13 protein-coding genes are annotated in these 16,412 nt (G+C 66.9%); 7 read left to right on the forward strand and 6 right to left on the reverse strand.

Annotation, left to right across the window (positions count from 1 at the left end; genetic code table 11):
* Positions 1-101 precede the first annotated feature (101 nt).
* Positions 102-983, forward strand: coding sequence for a thiamine-phosphate kinase (thiL, locus tag ACSC1S_RS14490; protein WP_435364933.1), 882 nt, complete (start codon positions 102-104; stop codon positions 981-983).
* A gap of 325 nt (positions 984-1,308) precedes the next feature.
* Here thiL and ACSC1S_RS14495 read toward each other — a convergent pair whose 3' ends face one another.
* From ACSC1S_RS14495 to ACSC1S_RS14510, 4 genes are all read right to left on the reverse strand, one after another.
* Positions 1,309-2,439 carry a site-2 protease family protein gene (locus tag ACSC1S_RS14495; protein WP_261648504.1) on the reverse strand — a complete coding sequence of 377 codons (1,131 nt, stop codon included), beginning with the start codon at positions 2,437-2,439 and terminating at the stop codon, positions 1,309-1,311.
* 374 nt (positions 2,440-2,813) lie between these two features.
* Positions 2,814-3,065, reverse strand: coding sequence for a DUF7123 family protein (locus ACSC1S_RS14500; protein WP_435319551.1), 252 nt, complete (start codon positions 3,063-3,065; stop codon positions 2,814-2,816).
* Between the two features lie 277 nt (positions 3,066-3,342).
* Positions 3,343-4,170, reverse strand: a complete 828-nt coding sequence (locus ACSC1S_RS14505; protein WP_261648507.1) for a molybdopterin synthase — start codon at positions 4,168-4,170, stop codon at positions 3,343-3,345.
* Between the two features lie 53 nt (positions 4,171-4,223).
* Positions 4,224-4,514, reverse strand: coding sequence for a hypothetical protein (locus ACSC1S_RS14510; protein WP_261648510.1), 291 nt, complete (start codon positions 4,512-4,514; stop codon positions 4,224-4,226).
* Positions 4,515-4,849: 335 nt separating this feature from the next.
* On the opposite strand from ACSC1S_RS14510, the gene pyrH reads away from it, so the two are divergent.
* The 4 genes from pyrH to ACSC1S_RS14530 all read left to right on the forward strand — a co-directional run bounded on the left by pyrH (position 4,850) and on the right by ACSC1S_RS14530 (position 10,174).
* Positions 4,850-5,566: a UMP kinase gene (gene pyrH, locus ACSC1S_RS14515; RefSeq protein WP_435364934.1), complete on the forward strand. Its 717-nt coding sequence runs from the start codon at positions 4,850-4,852 to the stop codon at positions 5,564-5,566.
* Positions 5,567-5,704: 138 nt separating this feature from the next.
* A complete protein-coding gene (lysS, locus tag ACSC1S_RS14520; protein WP_435364935.1) occupies positions 5,705-7,375 on the forward strand; it encodes a lysine--tRNA ligase in 1,671 nt (556 codons plus the stop codon).
* Positions 7,376-7,459: 84 nt separating this feature from the next.
* A complete protein-coding gene (locus tag ACSC1S_RS14525; RefSeq protein ID WP_435364936.1) occupies positions 7,460-8,287 on the forward strand; it encodes a hypothetical protein in 828 nt (275 codons plus the stop codon).
* Between the two features lie 90 nt (positions 8,288-8,377).
* Positions 8,378-10,174 (forward strand): site-2 protease family protein, encoded by a 1,797-nt coding sequence (locus ACSC1S_RS14530; protein WP_435364937.1) that lies wholly within the window; start codon positions 8,378-8,380, stop codon positions 10,172-10,174.
* A gap of 55 nt (positions 10,175-10,229) precedes the next feature.
* On the opposite strand, the gene ACSC1S_RS14535 is transcribed toward ACSC1S_RS14530, so the two are convergent.
* Positions 10,230-10,760 (reverse strand): PadR family transcriptional regulator, encoded by a 531-nt coding sequence (locus ACSC1S_RS14535; protein WP_435364938.1) that lies wholly within the window; start codon positions 10,758-10,760, stop codon positions 10,230-10,232.
* 113 nt (positions 10,761-10,873) lie between these two features.
* Between ACSC1S_RS14535 and ACSC1S_RS14540 the strand changes: the two genes are divergently transcribed.
* Positions 10,874-12,418, forward strand: coding sequence for a heme-binding protein (locus ACSC1S_RS14540; RefSeq protein WP_435364939.1), 1,545 nt, complete (start codon positions 10,874-10,876; stop codon positions 12,416-12,418).
* Between the two features lie 569 nt (positions 12,419-12,987).
* Here ACSC1S_RS14540 and ACSC1S_RS14545 read toward each other — a convergent pair.
* Positions 12,988-14,040 carry an aldo/keto reductase gene (locus tag ACSC1S_RS14545; RefSeq protein WP_435364940.1) on the reverse strand — a complete coding sequence of 351 codons (1,053 nt, stop codon included), beginning with the start codon at positions 14,038-14,040 and terminating at the stop codon, positions 12,988-12,990.
* 159 nt (positions 14,041-14,199) lie between these two features.
* Between ACSC1S_RS14545 and ACSC1S_RS14550 the strand changes: the two genes are divergently transcribed.
* Positions 14,200-16,335 (forward strand): glycoside hydrolase family 32 protein, encoded by a 2,136-nt coding sequence (locus tag ACSC1S_RS14550; RefSeq protein WP_435364941.1) that lies wholly within the window; start codon positions 14,200-14,202, stop codon positions 16,333-16,335.
* The last annotated feature ends 77 nt before the right edge of the window (positions 16,336-16,412 follow it).

Here is a 16,412-nt window from a genome sequence, read left to right on the forward strand (position 1 = left end):
ACCGTCATCCGCTTGAACCCACCGACTCCAGCCGGGTGTGTTCCCACGTCCCCCGGGCAGGACCGGTCCGTTTTTTGGCACCCGTGTGAAAGAGGCACGCAATGGACGAACGGGCTGCCCTGGACCTGCTCGGCGGTGTCGTCGGTCGCGCCGGCGACGACGCAGCCGTCGTGGACGGCCAGGTCGTCACGACGGACATGCTCCACGAGCGGACCGACTTCCCGCCCGGGACCACCCGGTACACCGCCGGCTGGCGAGCCGTCGGCGCGTCGCTCTCGGACGTGGCTGCCATGGGCGCGACGGCGACCGCGGCCGTCGCGGTGTACGCCGCCCCCGAATTCGACGAGGGCGACCTCGTGGACTTCGTCACGGGCGCTCGCGAGGTCTGTGCGGCCGTCGATGCCGAGTACGTCGGTGGCGACCTCGACTCCCACACCGAGTTCACCGTCGCCACGACCGCCCTCGGCCGGACCGACGACCCGGTCCACCGAGACGGCGCGACTCCCGGCGACCTGCTCTGTGTCACCGGAACGATGGGGCGCTCTGGGGCCGCCCTCCGGCTGTTCGAGCAGGGTGACACCGAGCGCGCGAACGACCTCTTCCAGTTCGAACCCCGCGTCGCCGCCGGGCAGGTGCTCGCCGCCCACGCGACCGCGATGATGGACTCCTCCGACGGACTGGCGCGCTCGGTCCACCAGCTCTCGGAGGCCAGCGACTGCGGCTTCGCTGTCGACTTCGATGCCATCCCGGTGGCCGACGCGGTCCACGACGTGGCCGAAGACGACGAGGACACCCGCGAACTCGCCTGCTTCTTCGGCGAGGACTTCGAACTCGTGTTCACGATTCCGGAGTCCGACCTGGCGGCCGCCCGCGAGAACTCCCCGACGCCCCTCTCGGTCATCGGGCAGGTCACCGACCCCGGCGAGGGCATCACCATGGACGGCGAGGCGCTCCCCGACCGCGGGTTCACGCACGGGGAGTGAGACGCAGGGACTGGTTTTCGAGTACTGGATTCAAAGTCTGGCGCGTGCTGGCGAGCGTGGCGAGCGAGGCGACGCAGTCGCCTCGACAGCGAACGGGGAGGAACGACCCGTGAGCGAGTGAGACCGCGCGCCGGAACCACGCGAGGGACGACCGGAGTGGAACGGAACGCAGTGTAGTGGAGCGGAGGGAGTCGGCTGGGGAGGGTGTGGAGCGGGGCGGTGCTGTGCGGTGGCGGTTCCACTGCACCAGCGCGAGTTCGCTGCTCGCTGGAAGAGCCGCTTCACCTCGCACCAGACCCACCTCACAACACCAAGAACAGCCGATTCAGCCCACAATCGCGACGGGCACGGGCATGAAACAGAGCACACCCAGCAGGAACGTCAACACACCGAGCGCCATCCGGGTCGTGTCCAGTTCCTCCTCCTCGCTCACCGGCCGGGCCGAACCCGCGGCGGCCACGAACGCCGCGAGCCCGCCCCAGAAGATCCAGATGAAGACGTTGTTGAGCGAGTAGTGCTCGACGAAGTGCAGGAAGCCCGCGAGGCCGAACAGGCCCACCGGCACCAGCGTCGCCAGCGTCTCCTGGCGCTCGCCGAACATGGCGCGCATGATGTGCCCGCCGTCGAGCTGGCCCACCGGAATCAGGTTGAGCAGCGTGACGAAACAGCCCGCCCAGCCGCCGATGACCACCGGATGGACGTTCACCGTCGGGTCCTGGTAGCTGAGCGGCTGGCTCGTGAGCTCCGCGAGGATGCGGATGAGCGGCGGGAACGCCAGCTGGATGGTCACCGCGTTGGGGCCGGGGTCGAACCCCGGCGGAGCCTGGACCGGCGGGAGCTGCAGGCCGACGACGGTCACGACGACGGTGGCGACCAAGCCCGCGAGTGGGCCGGCCGCGCCGATGTCGAACAGGGCCTTTCGGTCGGGCATCCGCCCGCGCATCCGGATGACGGCCCCCATCGTCCCGATGAGGGTCGGGAACGGGATGAAATAGGGTAAGGACGCGTCGACGTCGTGGTAGCGACTCATCGCGTAGTGGCCGAGTTCGTGCGTGCCGAGGACGACGAGGATGGCCGCGGAGAACGGCCACGCGGTCGTCACCGCCTCCAGGGGGTTCGCGAACGGGTCGATGAAGAACCACTGCGCACCGACCAGCAGGGTGGAGAACACGGTCGCGACGAACAGCAGGACGTTCTTCCACGGGATGCCGTCGATGCCACCCCCGGCGGGTTCGGCGACGATGACGTACCGGCCGGCGCGGGTGGTGAGCTGTGGCTCGTAGCCGGCGTCGTGGAAGGTCTGCCAGACGTGCTGCATCACCACGTCGGGCTGCCGCAGGGGCATCCCGTAGTAGTACAGCGTCTCGCCGTCGGTCCGGACCTCCTCGACGTAGAACTCGTCGTCGAACGACGAGAGCGGTGGGCCGGCGTCTGGCGACAGGTCCCTGGCAGACATCTACCGAGCCTACGGCATCGTCGCGTAAAAACCCACGGCGGCGTCACGTTGCCGTAACCAGCGCGCGTGCTGCCAGCAGGAGCGCCGCGAGGGTGGGAGGGCCGAAGCGGGATAGCTGTCGCTCACCGGTGTGGTGAGATGACAGACGGGGGACCACGACAGGCCACCGGGGGCCGTGCGGGAGCGGACGGCGTGTGGGTGGGCTGTCGTTCGCAGCGGGTGTGGGAGCGCTGCGTGCGGTGCGGGAGTTGTCTGCGTGCGGTGCGGGAGTCGGGTGGGAGGTTGTCTGCGTGCGGTGCGGGGAGGTCAGGACGGGTCGAGGTCGCGAGGCGCGGGGACCTGCGGGACCGGTGGTGTGGGAGGCCGGTCCGGGTTCAGGCCTGTGCGACGCGCCAGGTGGTCGCACTCGTGTACGACCACTTCTCGATCTCGAGGTCCGTCGCGGACTCTCTGAGCTTGACCATGAGTGCGCCTATCTCCTTCGGGGAGAGGCCGACGTCGTCGGCGATGAACTTCGACTTGAAGTACATCTCGCCGTCGTTCGCCTTCTCGCGCAGGTAGTCGGCAAGGCGTGTCTCTTTGTTTGCGGGCTCGTTGTCAGCGGAGGGGTTCTGAGTGACGCTCATTTCTTTTCGCCTCGACCAATCCTATCTGCCGGGAGATGTTATAAAGGGGAGATGCTTCGGGCTGTTTCGCCACGTTTCGAGTGAAATCGCCGTATTTCGCCTCATTGTATTCTTTTTATTACCTTTAACGGCGCTTCGAGAGATGTTTAGACGTTTTATAGACGGCGCTAACGCTTTTATCCCGAATCCGTCGAGGGCTCGGATTCGTTCAGCTACAGCGACATATATCGGCAAGAGAGACCGCTTTCAGGCCGCGATTGCGTCGGTGCGCGCCGGCTCAGGTGCGCTCGTGTACCCAGAATTCTTCGTCCGTTGTCACTTCCTTCTTGAATATCGGCACCTCGTCCTTGAGCCGGTTGATACCGTCCTCGACGGTCCGGAACGCCTCGTCACGATGACCAGCGAGCACGACCACGAACACGATGTCCTCGCCGTACTCGATGACGCCGGTGCGGTGGTGCATGAGCACCTCGTGGACGCCCTCGCGCGATTCGAGATCCGCACTGAGCGCAGCCATGCGCTCTTCGGCGACGCCGTCGTACTTCTCGAACTCCAGTGACTCCGTCACGTCGTCCTCGTCGTGGTCCTTCGCACGGACGCGTCCGGTGAACGTGGCGATGGCACCCGCCTTCGGCGCGTCGGGCGAACGCTTCGCGCGCGCCACGAGCGAGTCGAGGCACTCGTACGGGTCGGTGTCCGCCAGTGCGTCACAGACGGCTTCCACGGCCACGTCGTCTGCGGTCTCACCCGTCACGAGCGCCTCGCCCGCGTGGTCGCGCCCGCCGAGGACGACCTGCGGGACGTTCGCCCAGCTGTACCCCTCCAGCAGGCAGAAGTCGTAGTCGGGGGCGAGGTCGTCGAGCGTCTCGTCCAGGGTCCGCTCGTCGCCGGTCGCGAACCACGAACCCTCTGCCACCCCGTAGGTCACGTCCGCGCCGGCAGCCCGGTGCCGGGCCGTGTCGCGGCCCTCGGTGTCGATGTCCGGGTCGACCGTGCAGTGTTTCACCGTCGCGACGCGACCACGCTCGCTGAGGCGCTCGACCAGCCGGCTCACCAGCGTCGTCTTGCCCGAGTCCGACGGACCGACGACACCCAGTACGTACATATCCGTGCGAAGCGGCGGCAGGCGCTTGTAGGTATCGCCCCGGCCAGTGAGAATCAGGGTTCGGGCGGCAGGCGGAACAGCCAGCGGACCCCCTCGAAGAGCGAGTCCTTGGCGACGACGAGGGTGAAAAAGAGGAAGAGGACACCGCCAGCGCGCCCGAACATCGGCTGGCCGGCCTCCTCCCCGAACGCGAGGACGACGAGCGAGAGGGACCCGAAGGTGGGGCCGGTCACACGCCGCAGGTTCGTCGTCGAGAGGGCCCCCGTGCGATACTGCACCACTGCGTAGCCGAGTATGGCACAGCAGGCGGTACCGAACACTATCGCAACGAGAGCCCCGAGCATACCATAGAATATGCGACGTTGACATAAAAGGGAGACGGTTCGTTCACCCGAAAATTGCCGTCTCGAACGGTCGAGTAGCCCGTTACCAGCCGTTTCGACAGTGACAGTCTGAGCCTACCAGTAGTCGGTCACCGACGGGAAACGTGGGTTCCAGCTGGGTAGCCACGCAGGTGGCACGGTGGAACCACCTACGAACACCGCCGGTCGCTATCCAGAACCCGATGACTGCACCGCGGTATGCTGTGGATACTATGGAGAACGCGTCCTGGCCAGACGCGTTCCCGCCGGTCCCGACTTGGCAATCCTTAAGAGATGCAGTGGGCTACACGGCGACAATGAAAGTAGTCGTCTCCGTCGGCGGGAGCGTCCTCGCGCCGGAACTCGACGCAGAGCGCGTCTCGGCGTTCGCCGACGTCATCAACGAACTCGTCGACGACGGGTGCCAGGTGGCAGCCGTCGTCGGGGGCGGCGGCGTCGCCCGGGACTACATCGGGACCGCCCGCGACCTCGGTGCCAACGAGATCGAACTCGACCAGCTCGGCATCGACGTGACGCGGCTGAACGCCCGCCTGCTCATCGCCGCACTCGGCGAGAACGTCGTCACCGCGCCCGCGAAGAACTACGAACAGGCCGGCGAGATAATGCGCAACGGCGACGTCTGCGTCATGGGCGGTGTCGCCCCGGCCCAGACGACCGACGCCGTCGGAGCCGCGGTCGCGGAGTACGTCGGCGCGGACCTGCTCGTCTACGCCACCTCCGTCCCCGGCGTCTTCTCCGCGGACCCCAACGAGGACCCCGATGCCGAGAAGTACGACCAGCTCTCCGCCGAGGAACTCGTCGAGGTCATCGCCGGGCTGGAGATGAACGCCGGGTCGTCCGCCCCGGTCGACCTCCTCGCCGCGAAGATCATCCAGCGCTCGGGCATACGCACCATCGTCCTCGACGGGAACGACCCGACGCGCGTCCTGGACGCGGTCCGCACCGGCGAGCACGACGGCACCGACATCATCCCCGAGGGCACCGGCGACAACCTGACGTACTGGGTCGAATAGAGCGACACCCCCGACCCGCCGCCGCGAGCCCCGTGTGACCCGTTTTCGCAGGTTGACAACCCTTAAGAGCGCGACAGCGGTACGCTCTTCCATGCAACAGACACGTGTTCGACCGACAGGAATCGGGGTGGGCGACCGGTGAGCCGCACCGACGACGCCACCAGTCCGTACACCCTCTCGGCCGACGACGACCGAGACGGCGAGACGGCCCGCCACGTCTTCTGGGCCGACCGCATCGCCGACGTCGTCGAGGCCCGCAACCCCGACGAGCCCATCATCATCAAGGGCGGTATCTCTCCCTCGGGCGTCCCGCACCTCGGCAACGTCAACGAGATCATGCGCGGCTACTTCGTCGCGGAAGTGCTGCGCGAGCGTGGCCACGAGGTCCGCCAGGTGTTCACCGCGGACGACCGCGACCCCCTGCGCAAGCTCCCGCGCAAGCTCGCCAACCTCGACGGCGACATCGTCGACCTGGGCGACGTGAACGCCGGCGCACTCGGCCGGAACCTCGGCCACCCCTACACCGACATCCCGGACCCCTTCGGCTGCTGTGACTCCTACGGCGCGCACTTCTCGAACCTCATCACCGAGAGCGCGGAGCTGCTCGACGTCGAGTTCGACATCGAGTCCAACACCGCGATGTACGAGGACGGCCGCTTCGACGACGTCGTCGAGTTCATCCTCGACCACGCCGACGAGGCCCGCGAGGTCCTCTCGCACTACCAGGACAAGGTCGACGAGGACTACGTCCCGTTCAACCCCATCTGTTCCGAGTGCGGGAAGATCACGGAGACCGTGACCGCCATCGACACCGAGGCCGGCACCGTCGACTACGTCTGCACCGACATGCAGGCCGGCGACAACACCATCTCGGGCTGTGGCCACGAGGGCACCGCGACCTTCCGCGAGGGCAAGCTCCCCTGGCGCTTCGAGTGGCCCGCCCAGTGGCAGGTTCTGGGCGTGGACTTCGAGCCGTTCGGGAAGGACCACGCCGAGGGCTCGTGGCCCTCCGGCGACGACATCGCCCGGAACGTCCTCGACATCCAGCCGCCGGTCCCGATGGTGTACGAGTGGTTCACCCTCGACGGCAAGCCGTTCTCCTCCTCGGAAGGGAACATCATCCTCGTCGGCGAGGTGCTCGAACTCCTCGAACCCGAGGTCGTCCGCTACTTCTTCGCGAAGGACCCCAAGAAGGCGCGTGACTTCTCCATCGAGCGCCTCGACCAGCTCGTCGACGAGTTCGACCGCTACGAACAGCTCTACTTCGGCGAGGTCGAGGGGACCGAGGACGAGATCGCGAAGGCAGAGCGCGTCTACCCCTTCGTCGTCGAGGACATCGACGAGGACCGGATTCGCCTGCCCTACACGTTCGCGGCCGTCCTCTCGATGTTCCCCGACGAGCAGACCCGCATCGACCACGCGAAGAAGCAGGGTCACATTCCCGAGGACGCCGACGACGCGACCATCGACGCCGCCTTCGAGCGCGTCGAGCGCGCCGCGAACTGGGCCGAACGAACCGACAACGAGTACAACTACACCGTGCTCGAGGAACTCCCGGACGTGGACTTCGACGAGGAGACCGCGGCCGCCCTCGACCAGCTCGCCGACTTCATCGAGGAGGGCCACGACGGCGAGGCGATACAGGGCGAGATCTACGAGTCCGCCAAGCGCCGCGACCTCGACATGGGGTCGTTCTTCGGTGCCGGCTACCAGCTCTTCTTCGGGCAGGACCAGGGCCCGCAGCTCGGCCCGTTCCTCTCGAAGCTGGAGCGCGAGTTCGTCGTGAATCGGCTGCGGCGAGAAGCCTGAATTCGGGGGTTGCGGTTTCTGCGGGAGCGAACAGGAGAACGTTTCGGGCGTGAAACCTTTGTGTATCCCCACGACAACCAGCCCATGCGCAGGTTTCCGCTGGACAGGCGGCGGTTTCTCGCACGCCTCTCCGCATCGAGCGTCGCTGGACTCGCAGGCTGCGTCTCCGATTCCGTTCGCCCCGGCCGTGACGGCCAGATTCGTAATTTCGAGGCAGACAACGAGTACTTCGAGAGGCCCCAGCTGGAGGCGGGTGAGAGCCAGTATCACCTCTTTTACGCGCCGCACTTCTTCGAACTCGAATACACGTTCACCCCGGCCCACGATACCGAAGGATACGCTGAGATGGGACCGGTAAACGTCGTCGTCGCGAACCTGGAGCCGTTCTTCGACTACGATCTCGACGAGATAAAAGCGGGCGAACTCTACCTGCCCGGCGCGAGCACGTTCGACCTGAACCTCGACAGCGAAACCGAAGTGACGCAGCGACTTCCCGCGGGCATATACCAGCTAGTGATCGACAACACGGAAGCCAACCGGAACGTCATTTTCGACCTGCAGGCGTTCGTGTACCGGTACGTACGCGACCCGGAGCGTGTCACGTGTCCCGAACCAGCCGACTCGAAACTACAGATCGAACTACTCCACGTGAACACGTTCAATCAGGACATCTACTACCACATCACGCTGGACGAAACCGACGCGGACTCGTACACGATGGAGCTGCGCCTCCTGGGGAAAGAGCGGGACATAGAGACGTTCACCGTCGAACAGTCACCGGACAGTTGTCGGACACACTTCGTCGGCGCACCAGCCTACGAGGACGATTATCAGTACGAATCTGACCTCCTCGTTGAAATCGTCGTCTCCGATGGCGAGACGGAGATCGCTCGCACGACGGAGCGAGTATAGCTCCCTAACCGCCCCGAGAGGTTTCCCAGAACACCACGTACCCTCCCCCAAACCAAACTCCTTTGCCCGTCCCTGCCCCAGTCACCGGTAATGGTCTCCACTCTGCAGTTGGTATTCGCCGGCTTCGCCGTCTACTGGATGGCGGTGCTGGTGGCCAAACGTGAGGGACTCCTCCCCTCGTACGTCTCCACACAGGGACCCATCCTGCTGATACACACGAAGCGGGGGCGGGAGTTCCTGAACTGGGCCGCCGGACCGCGTCGGTTCTGGCGGGCCTGGGCGAACGTCGGTGTCGGTATCGCGCTGGTCGTGATGTTCGGCGCGTTCGTCTTCCTGCTCGATGCCGCACTCTCGACGATACAGAACCCGCCGCCGCCGACGGCGGTGAACCAGCCGAAGAACGTGCTCGTCATCCCCGGCGTGAACGACTTCCTGCCGCTCTCGGTGGCACCCGAGATCCTGTTCGGCCTTGGTGTGGGTCTCATCGTCCACGAGGGCGGCCACGGCCTGCTCTGCCGGGTCGAAAACATCGACATCGAATCGATGGGTATCGGGCTGCTCGCCATCCTCCCCATCGCGGCGTTCGTCGAACCGAACGAGAACTCCCGCCGGGAGGCGTCCCGGGGCGGCCAGACCCGGATGTTCGCCGCCGGCGTGACGAACAACTTCGCCATCACCATCGTCGCCTTCGCCCTGCTGTTCGGGCCGGTCGCGGGCTCCATCGCGGTCGCGGACGGGGCGCTGCTGGGCGGCGTCGCAGCGGGCTCACCCGCCGACCAGGCCGGACTCTCCGGCGGCGACCGCATCACCGCGGTCGACGGCGCGACGGTCCAGAACAACTCCCACCTCACGGAGCTACTCGACGCGACCGACGAGAAGACCGTCCAGATAACGGTCAACGGTGAGGAGACGCGGACGCTCGAACGGGCCGTCCTGGTCCGCGAGGCGCTGGCGAACGGGCCGACCGGGCTCGACGCCGAGGCCACCATCCGGACCGTGAACGGCACGTCGGTCGATACGGTCTCGGAGTTCCACGCGGCCCTCGCCGAGTCGCCCGGCCCGGTGACCGTCGAGGCGACCACCGGCGGCGGCGAGGACGTGACCACCACGTTCGTCGCGGGTGCGTACGTCCGCATCGCCGAGGACGGTGCCTTCGCCGCGGCGGGTCCCGAACCAGACACGAACCTCATCGTGACCGAGTTCGCCGGCCAGCGGACCGTCACCTGGACGGACCTCTCGGAGGCCATCGAGACCACCGAGCCGGGCCAGACCGTCGAGATCGTCGCCTACGACGACGGCCAGCGCCAGACCTACCAGGTCGAGATGGGGAGCCGTGACGGCAACCCGCAACTCGGCGTGTTCGCGACCTCCTTCGGCACGGCCGGTCTCGACGTGACCGACCTCGGCGTGCAGTTCTACCCGGCCGACCGCTACCTCGCCATCCTGGGCGGGGGCGACCAGGCCAGCCTGAACGCGTTCGCATCCTCGTTCTTCGGCAAGATGCTGTTCGTGCTCATCCTGCCGGTCGTCGGCGTCGTCGCGGGCGCGACCGGCACGCTCCCGTACAACTTCGCGGGGTTCACCGGCGAGATAACGAACTTCTACGTCGCCACGGGGCCACTGGGCTTCCTCGGCGGCGGCGTGTTCCTGCTCGCCAACCTGCTGTTCTGGACCGGCTGGATCAACATCCAGCTCGGCTTCTTCAACTGCATCCCGGCGTTCCCGCTCGACGGCGGGCACATCCTGCGGACCTCGACCGAGGCCGTCATGTCCCGGCTGCCCATCCAGGCGACTCGCCGCCGGGTCCGCATGGTCACGACGACGGTCGGGCTCACCATGCTGGTGAGCTTCCTCGTGCTCATCCTCGGGCCGCAGCTGTTCGGCTGACGGTCGAGGTCTTGAAAACAGGGAACAGCTCGTTCCTTTTCGCGGGTTCGTCGACTCAGTCTTCGTCGTCCTGGTCGATGTCGTGGCGCTCGTAGAACTCCTCGGGCGTGTCCTCGATTCGGTCGAAGTCGTCGGCGAAGTAGTGCTCGTGGTGGCGAATCATCTGTTCGACCACCCAGCCGGAGAACTCGTCGTCGAAGCGCCACTCGCCGTCGATTTCGGGGACATCGAATCGTTCGTCGGTCGCGAAGGCGACGTAGACGTGGTAGAAGCCGAGGATGACGTCCGCGAACTCGCGGGCCTTCGTCGCGCTGTCCTCCCGGCGGTCGGCGAGTTCGTCGCGGCCCGCCTCGGTCAGCTCGAAGTACTTTCTATCCGGTTCGTCCTCGCGCTCGATGCGCTCGGCCCAGCCCTTGTCCTCGAACTTGTAGAGGATGGGGTACACCGAGCCGTAGGAGGGTTCCCAGTGGCCGCCGCTGATGTCACGGATTTCCTTGAGTATCTCGTACCCGTAGCGCGGTTTCTCCTCTAGGAGTTCCAGCACGAGATACGCGATGAGTCCTTTCGGCGGGCCGCTTTTCCGCATCGCGTGAGGCTTTCCTCGGTGGTAGTAATAGGGTTTCGATACCCACGAGGGGTTGCCCGCATCACGGACGACGAACCAACACGTCCTTACTCTCGGTCTCCCAAGCCGACGATATGGAGCGACGCGAACCTCCGATGACGGAGGAGGGCTGGTACGCACTGCACGACTTCCGAACCGTCGACTGGGACGCGTGGCGTGACGCCCCCGAACGCGAGCGCGAACGGGCCCTGGCGGACGCCCGGTCGTTCTTCGACGCGCATTCGAGCCCCGAGGTGGGTGGCACGGCGGTCTTCACCATCATCGGGCACAAGGCGGACCTCATGGTCCTGCACCTGCGCGAGTCGATGGGCGACCTCGACCGACTCGAACGGAGCTTCGAGAACACGGCGTTCGCGGAGTACACCGAGCAGTCGAGTTCGTACGTCTCCGTCACGGAGGCCTCGGGCTACACCGAGCGCGCCCGGGAGTACTTCGAGGGCGAGATGGACGAGGACTCCGGGCTGGCGCAGTACATCGAGTCCCGCCTCCACCCGGACATCCCGGACATGGAGTACGTCTCGTTCTACCCGATGGACAAGCGTCGCACGCCCGAGGACAACTGGTACGACCTGTCCCACGACGAGCGCGCCGAGCACATGGCGAGCCACGGGGAGATCGGCCGCGACTACGCCGGCAAGGTCACCCAGATGATCACCTCCAGCGTCGGCTTCGACGACCACGAGTGGGGCGTCACCCTCTGGTCCGACGAGCCGACCGAGATCAAGGACCTGCTGTACGAGATGCGCTTTGACCCCTCCTCCAGCCGGTTCGCCGAGTTCGGCACGTTCTACTTCGGTCGCCGGTTCGAGCCGGACGACCTCGACGCCTTCATGGCCGGCGAGGCGGTCCCGGCCGAGGAAGGGCATCCCCACGGCGACGCCGCCGGGCACCCCCACGGGGCGTCCGACCACGGCGAGAGCGGGCACTCCCACGGTGAGGGCGGCCACCCGCACGGCGAAGGCGGCCACGGCGACAGCGCGGAACACGGCCACGGCGACGACTCGGGTCGCCCGCCGACCGACCACGGCGCGGAGGTCCGCGAGGAACTCGAGGACCGCGGCGTCTACGGCGGCCAACCCCACGGTGAGGACGTGTACGCGGTCGTCCTCTACTCCGAGGCCGACACCGACGAGCTGTTCGCGGAGGTCGACGGTCTCCGGAAGAACTTCGACCACTACGACTCCCACGTCAAGACCGCGGTGTACGAGAGTGACGGCGACTCCCCGGCCGCCATCGCGAGCGTCTGGGAGACCGAATCGGCGGCGGACACCGCCAGTGGCTTCCTCACCGACCTCCCCGGTATCGTCCGGCAGGCCGGCGACGACGCCGACAGCGACACCTGGGGCACGATGGGGATGTTCTACACCGTCAAGCCCGAGAAGCGCGAGGATTTCGTCGAGAAGTTCGGCGTCGTCGGCGAGGTGCTCGAGGACATGGACGGCCACATCCAGACCGACCTCCTCGCGAACCGTGAGGACGAGGACGACATGTTCATCGCCTCGCGCTGGGAGTCCCAGGAGGACGCGATGGCGTTCTTCCGCTCGGACGCCTTCTCGGACACGGTCGACTGGGGCCGAGACGTCCTCGCGGACCGCCCGCGACACGTGTTCCTCGCCTGAATCGGCCGAGCAGGCCGCGACCGCAGTGTTCGAAGAACAGGGGTCTCCCCGACACGGTTCCCTGTGCGCTGTTTCCGGTACGCTGCGCTGTTTCCTGTACGCTGTACCCCGGAGAAACCGCGTGGAGAGCCGAAGCGACAGCCAACGGAGACTCGATTCAGATGGGGAAAGGAGCGGCTGCTGAAAGAGAGGTCACGAGGCAACGCGACGGTCTCGTTGCGGCGCGTCTGTCGCGTGCCCTCACCTGCCAGGGCCGCGGGGGGCTTGCGGCCAGACACGGCAGATGGCCCCGACCGGTCGGTGTGGGGGGTAGCCGACGGGTCGGGACGGTGCACCGTGTCGCACACGAGTGCGAGCGGAACCGATGCATTTCGACACGGAGTCGAAACGAAATCGGAGTTCTTCCGCACGCCGTGCGGCCGACCGGGAGTGATACCAGCGCACTGTGCTCCGAATCCCGGTCAGTGGCGAACGTCGTTGCACGCTTCTCACGGCGAGCTGGACGCTCCCGCGAGAAGGGCGTATATAAGTAGTGCGCCGGAGGGTATAGCTAATCGCTCGTTTCCTATTTAAGCGACACGCTTGTCTATCCCGGCGGTTTCTATATCTTCCCCGCCGACGGACGAACGGAGCACGTCCATCCCGTCGTCGCGGTCGACGTCGAACCCGTCGGCGTAGAGGTCCTGCACGCGCTCGAACTCCTCGTCCGAGAGCGGCGGGACGTCACTGGCGGCTGCCCACTCGTCGATGTCCTCGCGGGTGCGGAACGTCGGCGTGATGGTCGCCACCGAATCGTGATACAACAGCCACTGGAGGCTCGCCTGGGACATGGTTCGCTCGCCGTCGCGTTCGAGGAACCGGACCGTGTCGAGCTTGTCCCAGCCCGTCTCGTACCAGGCGTCCGGCCGGTACGAGCGGTGGTCGTCCTCGGCCAGTTCGGTGTCACGGGTGACCTGTTCGTTCAGGACGCCCGAGGAGTGCGGGACGCGGGGGATGAGGCTCGTGTTCGAGCCGGTCTCCGCGATGGTGTCGAGGAAGTGCCCGCCGACCTCCTGCTCGAGCATGTTCCAGACGAGCTGGAGCGAGTCGAACTCCTCGGTGATGGCCTTGTCGCCCTCGGCCAGCCAGCCGATGGAGGGGCCGAGCGCCCAGCCGACGGCGTTCACGAGGCCCTCCTCTTTCAGTTCGTCGAGGGTCTCCAGGACGTCGGCGTCGACCTCGTCGACGTTGGCGTTGTGGAGCTGGAGCACGTCGATGGTGTCGAAGCCGAGACGGTCGAGGCTGCGCTCGGTCGCGGTTCGAATCCACTCGGGCGTGATCTCCTTGGGGAGTTCGCCGTGGCCGGCCTGGGGGTTGTTGTAGAAGTCGTAGCCGACCTTCGTGGCGACGACGACCTCGTCCCGGCGGTCACGCAGCGCCTCACCGATGAGTTCCTCGCTTCGGCCGTGGCCGTACACGTCTCCGGTGTCGAAGTAGGTGATACCCTGGTCGAGCGCGTAGCGGACCATCTCCTTGGCCTGCTCTTCTGTCCGGTCGCCCCACCAGTCGGTGCCGACGACCCACGCGCCGAACCCGATCTCTGAGACCTCGAGTCCGGAATCGCCGAGTTCGCGATAGTGCATATCCCCGGGTTAGGAACCGGGATACTTAGCGGGTGTGCTTCGTTCTCGACCACTGAGAAAGAATCGGCCGGGAACGGGGTCCGCTCGGAGCCCTTCACGAGCCGCGAGTGACGAGAGAGAAGCAACGCTTTTCATTCGGTGCCGAGTTAAAAACTGCCAATGGACGGAATTCCGGTTCGCGTCGCGTGTCTCTACGTGGCCGAACTGACCAGTGAACAGCGGGCCGCCTACGACTGGTGTGCCGAGACGGCCGCCCGGGCGGACCGCATCTCGCTGGACGTGGTCGCGGACGGCGCGGTCGACCTCGCGGCGTACGACGCCGTCTGGTGGCACCGCGACCGCCCGCTGGATGGTGCGGACGTGCGAGCCGCCGGCGAGCCCCTGTCGGCTTACGTCGAGAACGGTGGCGGCCTCCTGCTCAGTCTGCGCGCCCTGGCCGCCGTCGACCAGCTGGGCATCGACCCGGTCGCCCCCGACGCCACCGGCGTCGACGACATCACCGGCCGGGCCGGCATGTTGCGCCGGTCGCTCCACGACGACCACCCGGCGTTCGAGACGTTCGAGGGCCGGCGTATCTTCACTCGCGCGCCCGACCGCGAACAGGCGTTCGCCCGGTACGAGCGCGTGGTCCCGGATTCGGGCGACGTGCTGGCGTGCTCGGTCCGGGGCGACGCCGACCTCGTCGGCCACCGCACCCTCGTCGAGTGGACGCCCGGCGCGGGCCAGGTCATCGGGGCCGGCTCCGCGCTCGGCTTCCGCGACCCCGGCGACTACGAGGACGCCATGCGCCACGAGCAGTTCGTGCGCAACCTGCTCGCGACGCTTTCGAGTTCCCGAACCCGGGGCGTGACCGGCCGGCCCGCGACGACGGAGGGCTTCACCCAGCTACGCGAGTACCTCGCCGACGACCACCACCGCCCCGCGTACCACCTCTCGCCGCCCGCGAACTGGCTCAACGACCCGAACGGCCTCATCGAATATGGTGGGGAGTACCACGTCTTCTACCAGTACAACCCGAGTGGGCCGTTCCACGGCTCCATCCACTGGGGTCACGCCGTCAGCGGGGACCTGGTGCACTGGCGCGACGAACCGGTCGCGCTGGCACCCACTCCCGGGGGACCGGACCACGACGGCTGCTGGTCCGGCTGTGCGGTCGTCGACGACGACGGAACCCCGACACTGCTCTACACCGGTGGCGAAGGCCACGTGCAGTTGCCGTGTCTGGCCACCAGCGACGACGACCTCCAGTCGTGGACGAAACACCACGACAACCCCATCATCGAGGAGGCACCCACGGACATCGACATCCTCTCGACCGACGACTGGGAGGCCGAGTTCCGCGACCACTGCGTCTGGCGCGACGACGGGTACTGGTACCAGCTCATCGGCTCGGGCGTCACCGAGGTCGGCGGCACCGCCCTGCTCTACCGCGGCGAGACCCTCCGCGAGTGGGAGTACGTCGGCCCCCTCCTGACGGGCGATGACGGCCACGGCACCGTCTGGGAGTGCCCCGAACTCCTCGACTTCGGCGAGAAACAGCTCCTGCACGTCTCGAACTACGACGAGGTCCGGTACTTCCTCGGCGAGGCCGACCTCTCCGCGCCCGCGTTCACCACCGACTACGAGGGCAAACTCGACTACGGCGCGTTCTACGCCCCGCAGTCGCTCTCGACCGACGACGGCCGGGAACTCACCTTCGGCTGGCTGCCCGAGGCCCGCGGCATGGAAGCCCAGTGGGAGGCCGGCTGGTCCGGGCTCATGTCCCTCCCCCGCGAACTCGACCTCGGCGACGACGGCCGCCTCCGCCAGCGCCCCGCCGCCGAGCTGGCCACGCTCCGCGAGCGCCACGCCGAATCGCGCGAACTCGGGCTCCCGACCGACGCCCATCGCCGGCTCGACCTGGAAGGTGCGGCCGAACTCCAGCTCTCGGTCGACGTCTCTCCGGGGGGTACCTTCGAACTCGGCGTCTGCGAGTCCCCCGCCCTGTCGGAACGCACCGCCATCCGCTACGACGGCGAGTCCGTCGTCGTGGACCGCTCACACAGCAGCCAGGACCCCGCCGCCGACCCCGGCGACCAGCACATGCCGGTCGACGGTGACGGCCAGGTCGACCTCCACGTCTTCGTCGACGGGAGCGTCATCGAGATATTCGCGAACGAGCACCGCTGCCTGACGAGCCGGGTGTACCCGACCCGGGCGGACGCGACCGGGGCCTCGATTCGGGCACTCGGCGGGCCCGTCGACGTCGACGTCGAAGGCTGGGAGCTCGACAGCGTGTGGCCGGCTGGACGGTGAGATCAGGAGAAACGGCTGTTTTCTGGGTTTTCACGAACACTCTGGCGCGTGCGGGCAGGAGCCGCGAGCATCGCGAG

The sequence above is a fragment of the Haloarchaeobius pelagicus genome, assembly GCF_051207375.1.
GTDB lineage: Archaea > Halobacteriota > Halobacteria > Halobacteriales > Natrialbaceae > Haloarchaeobius.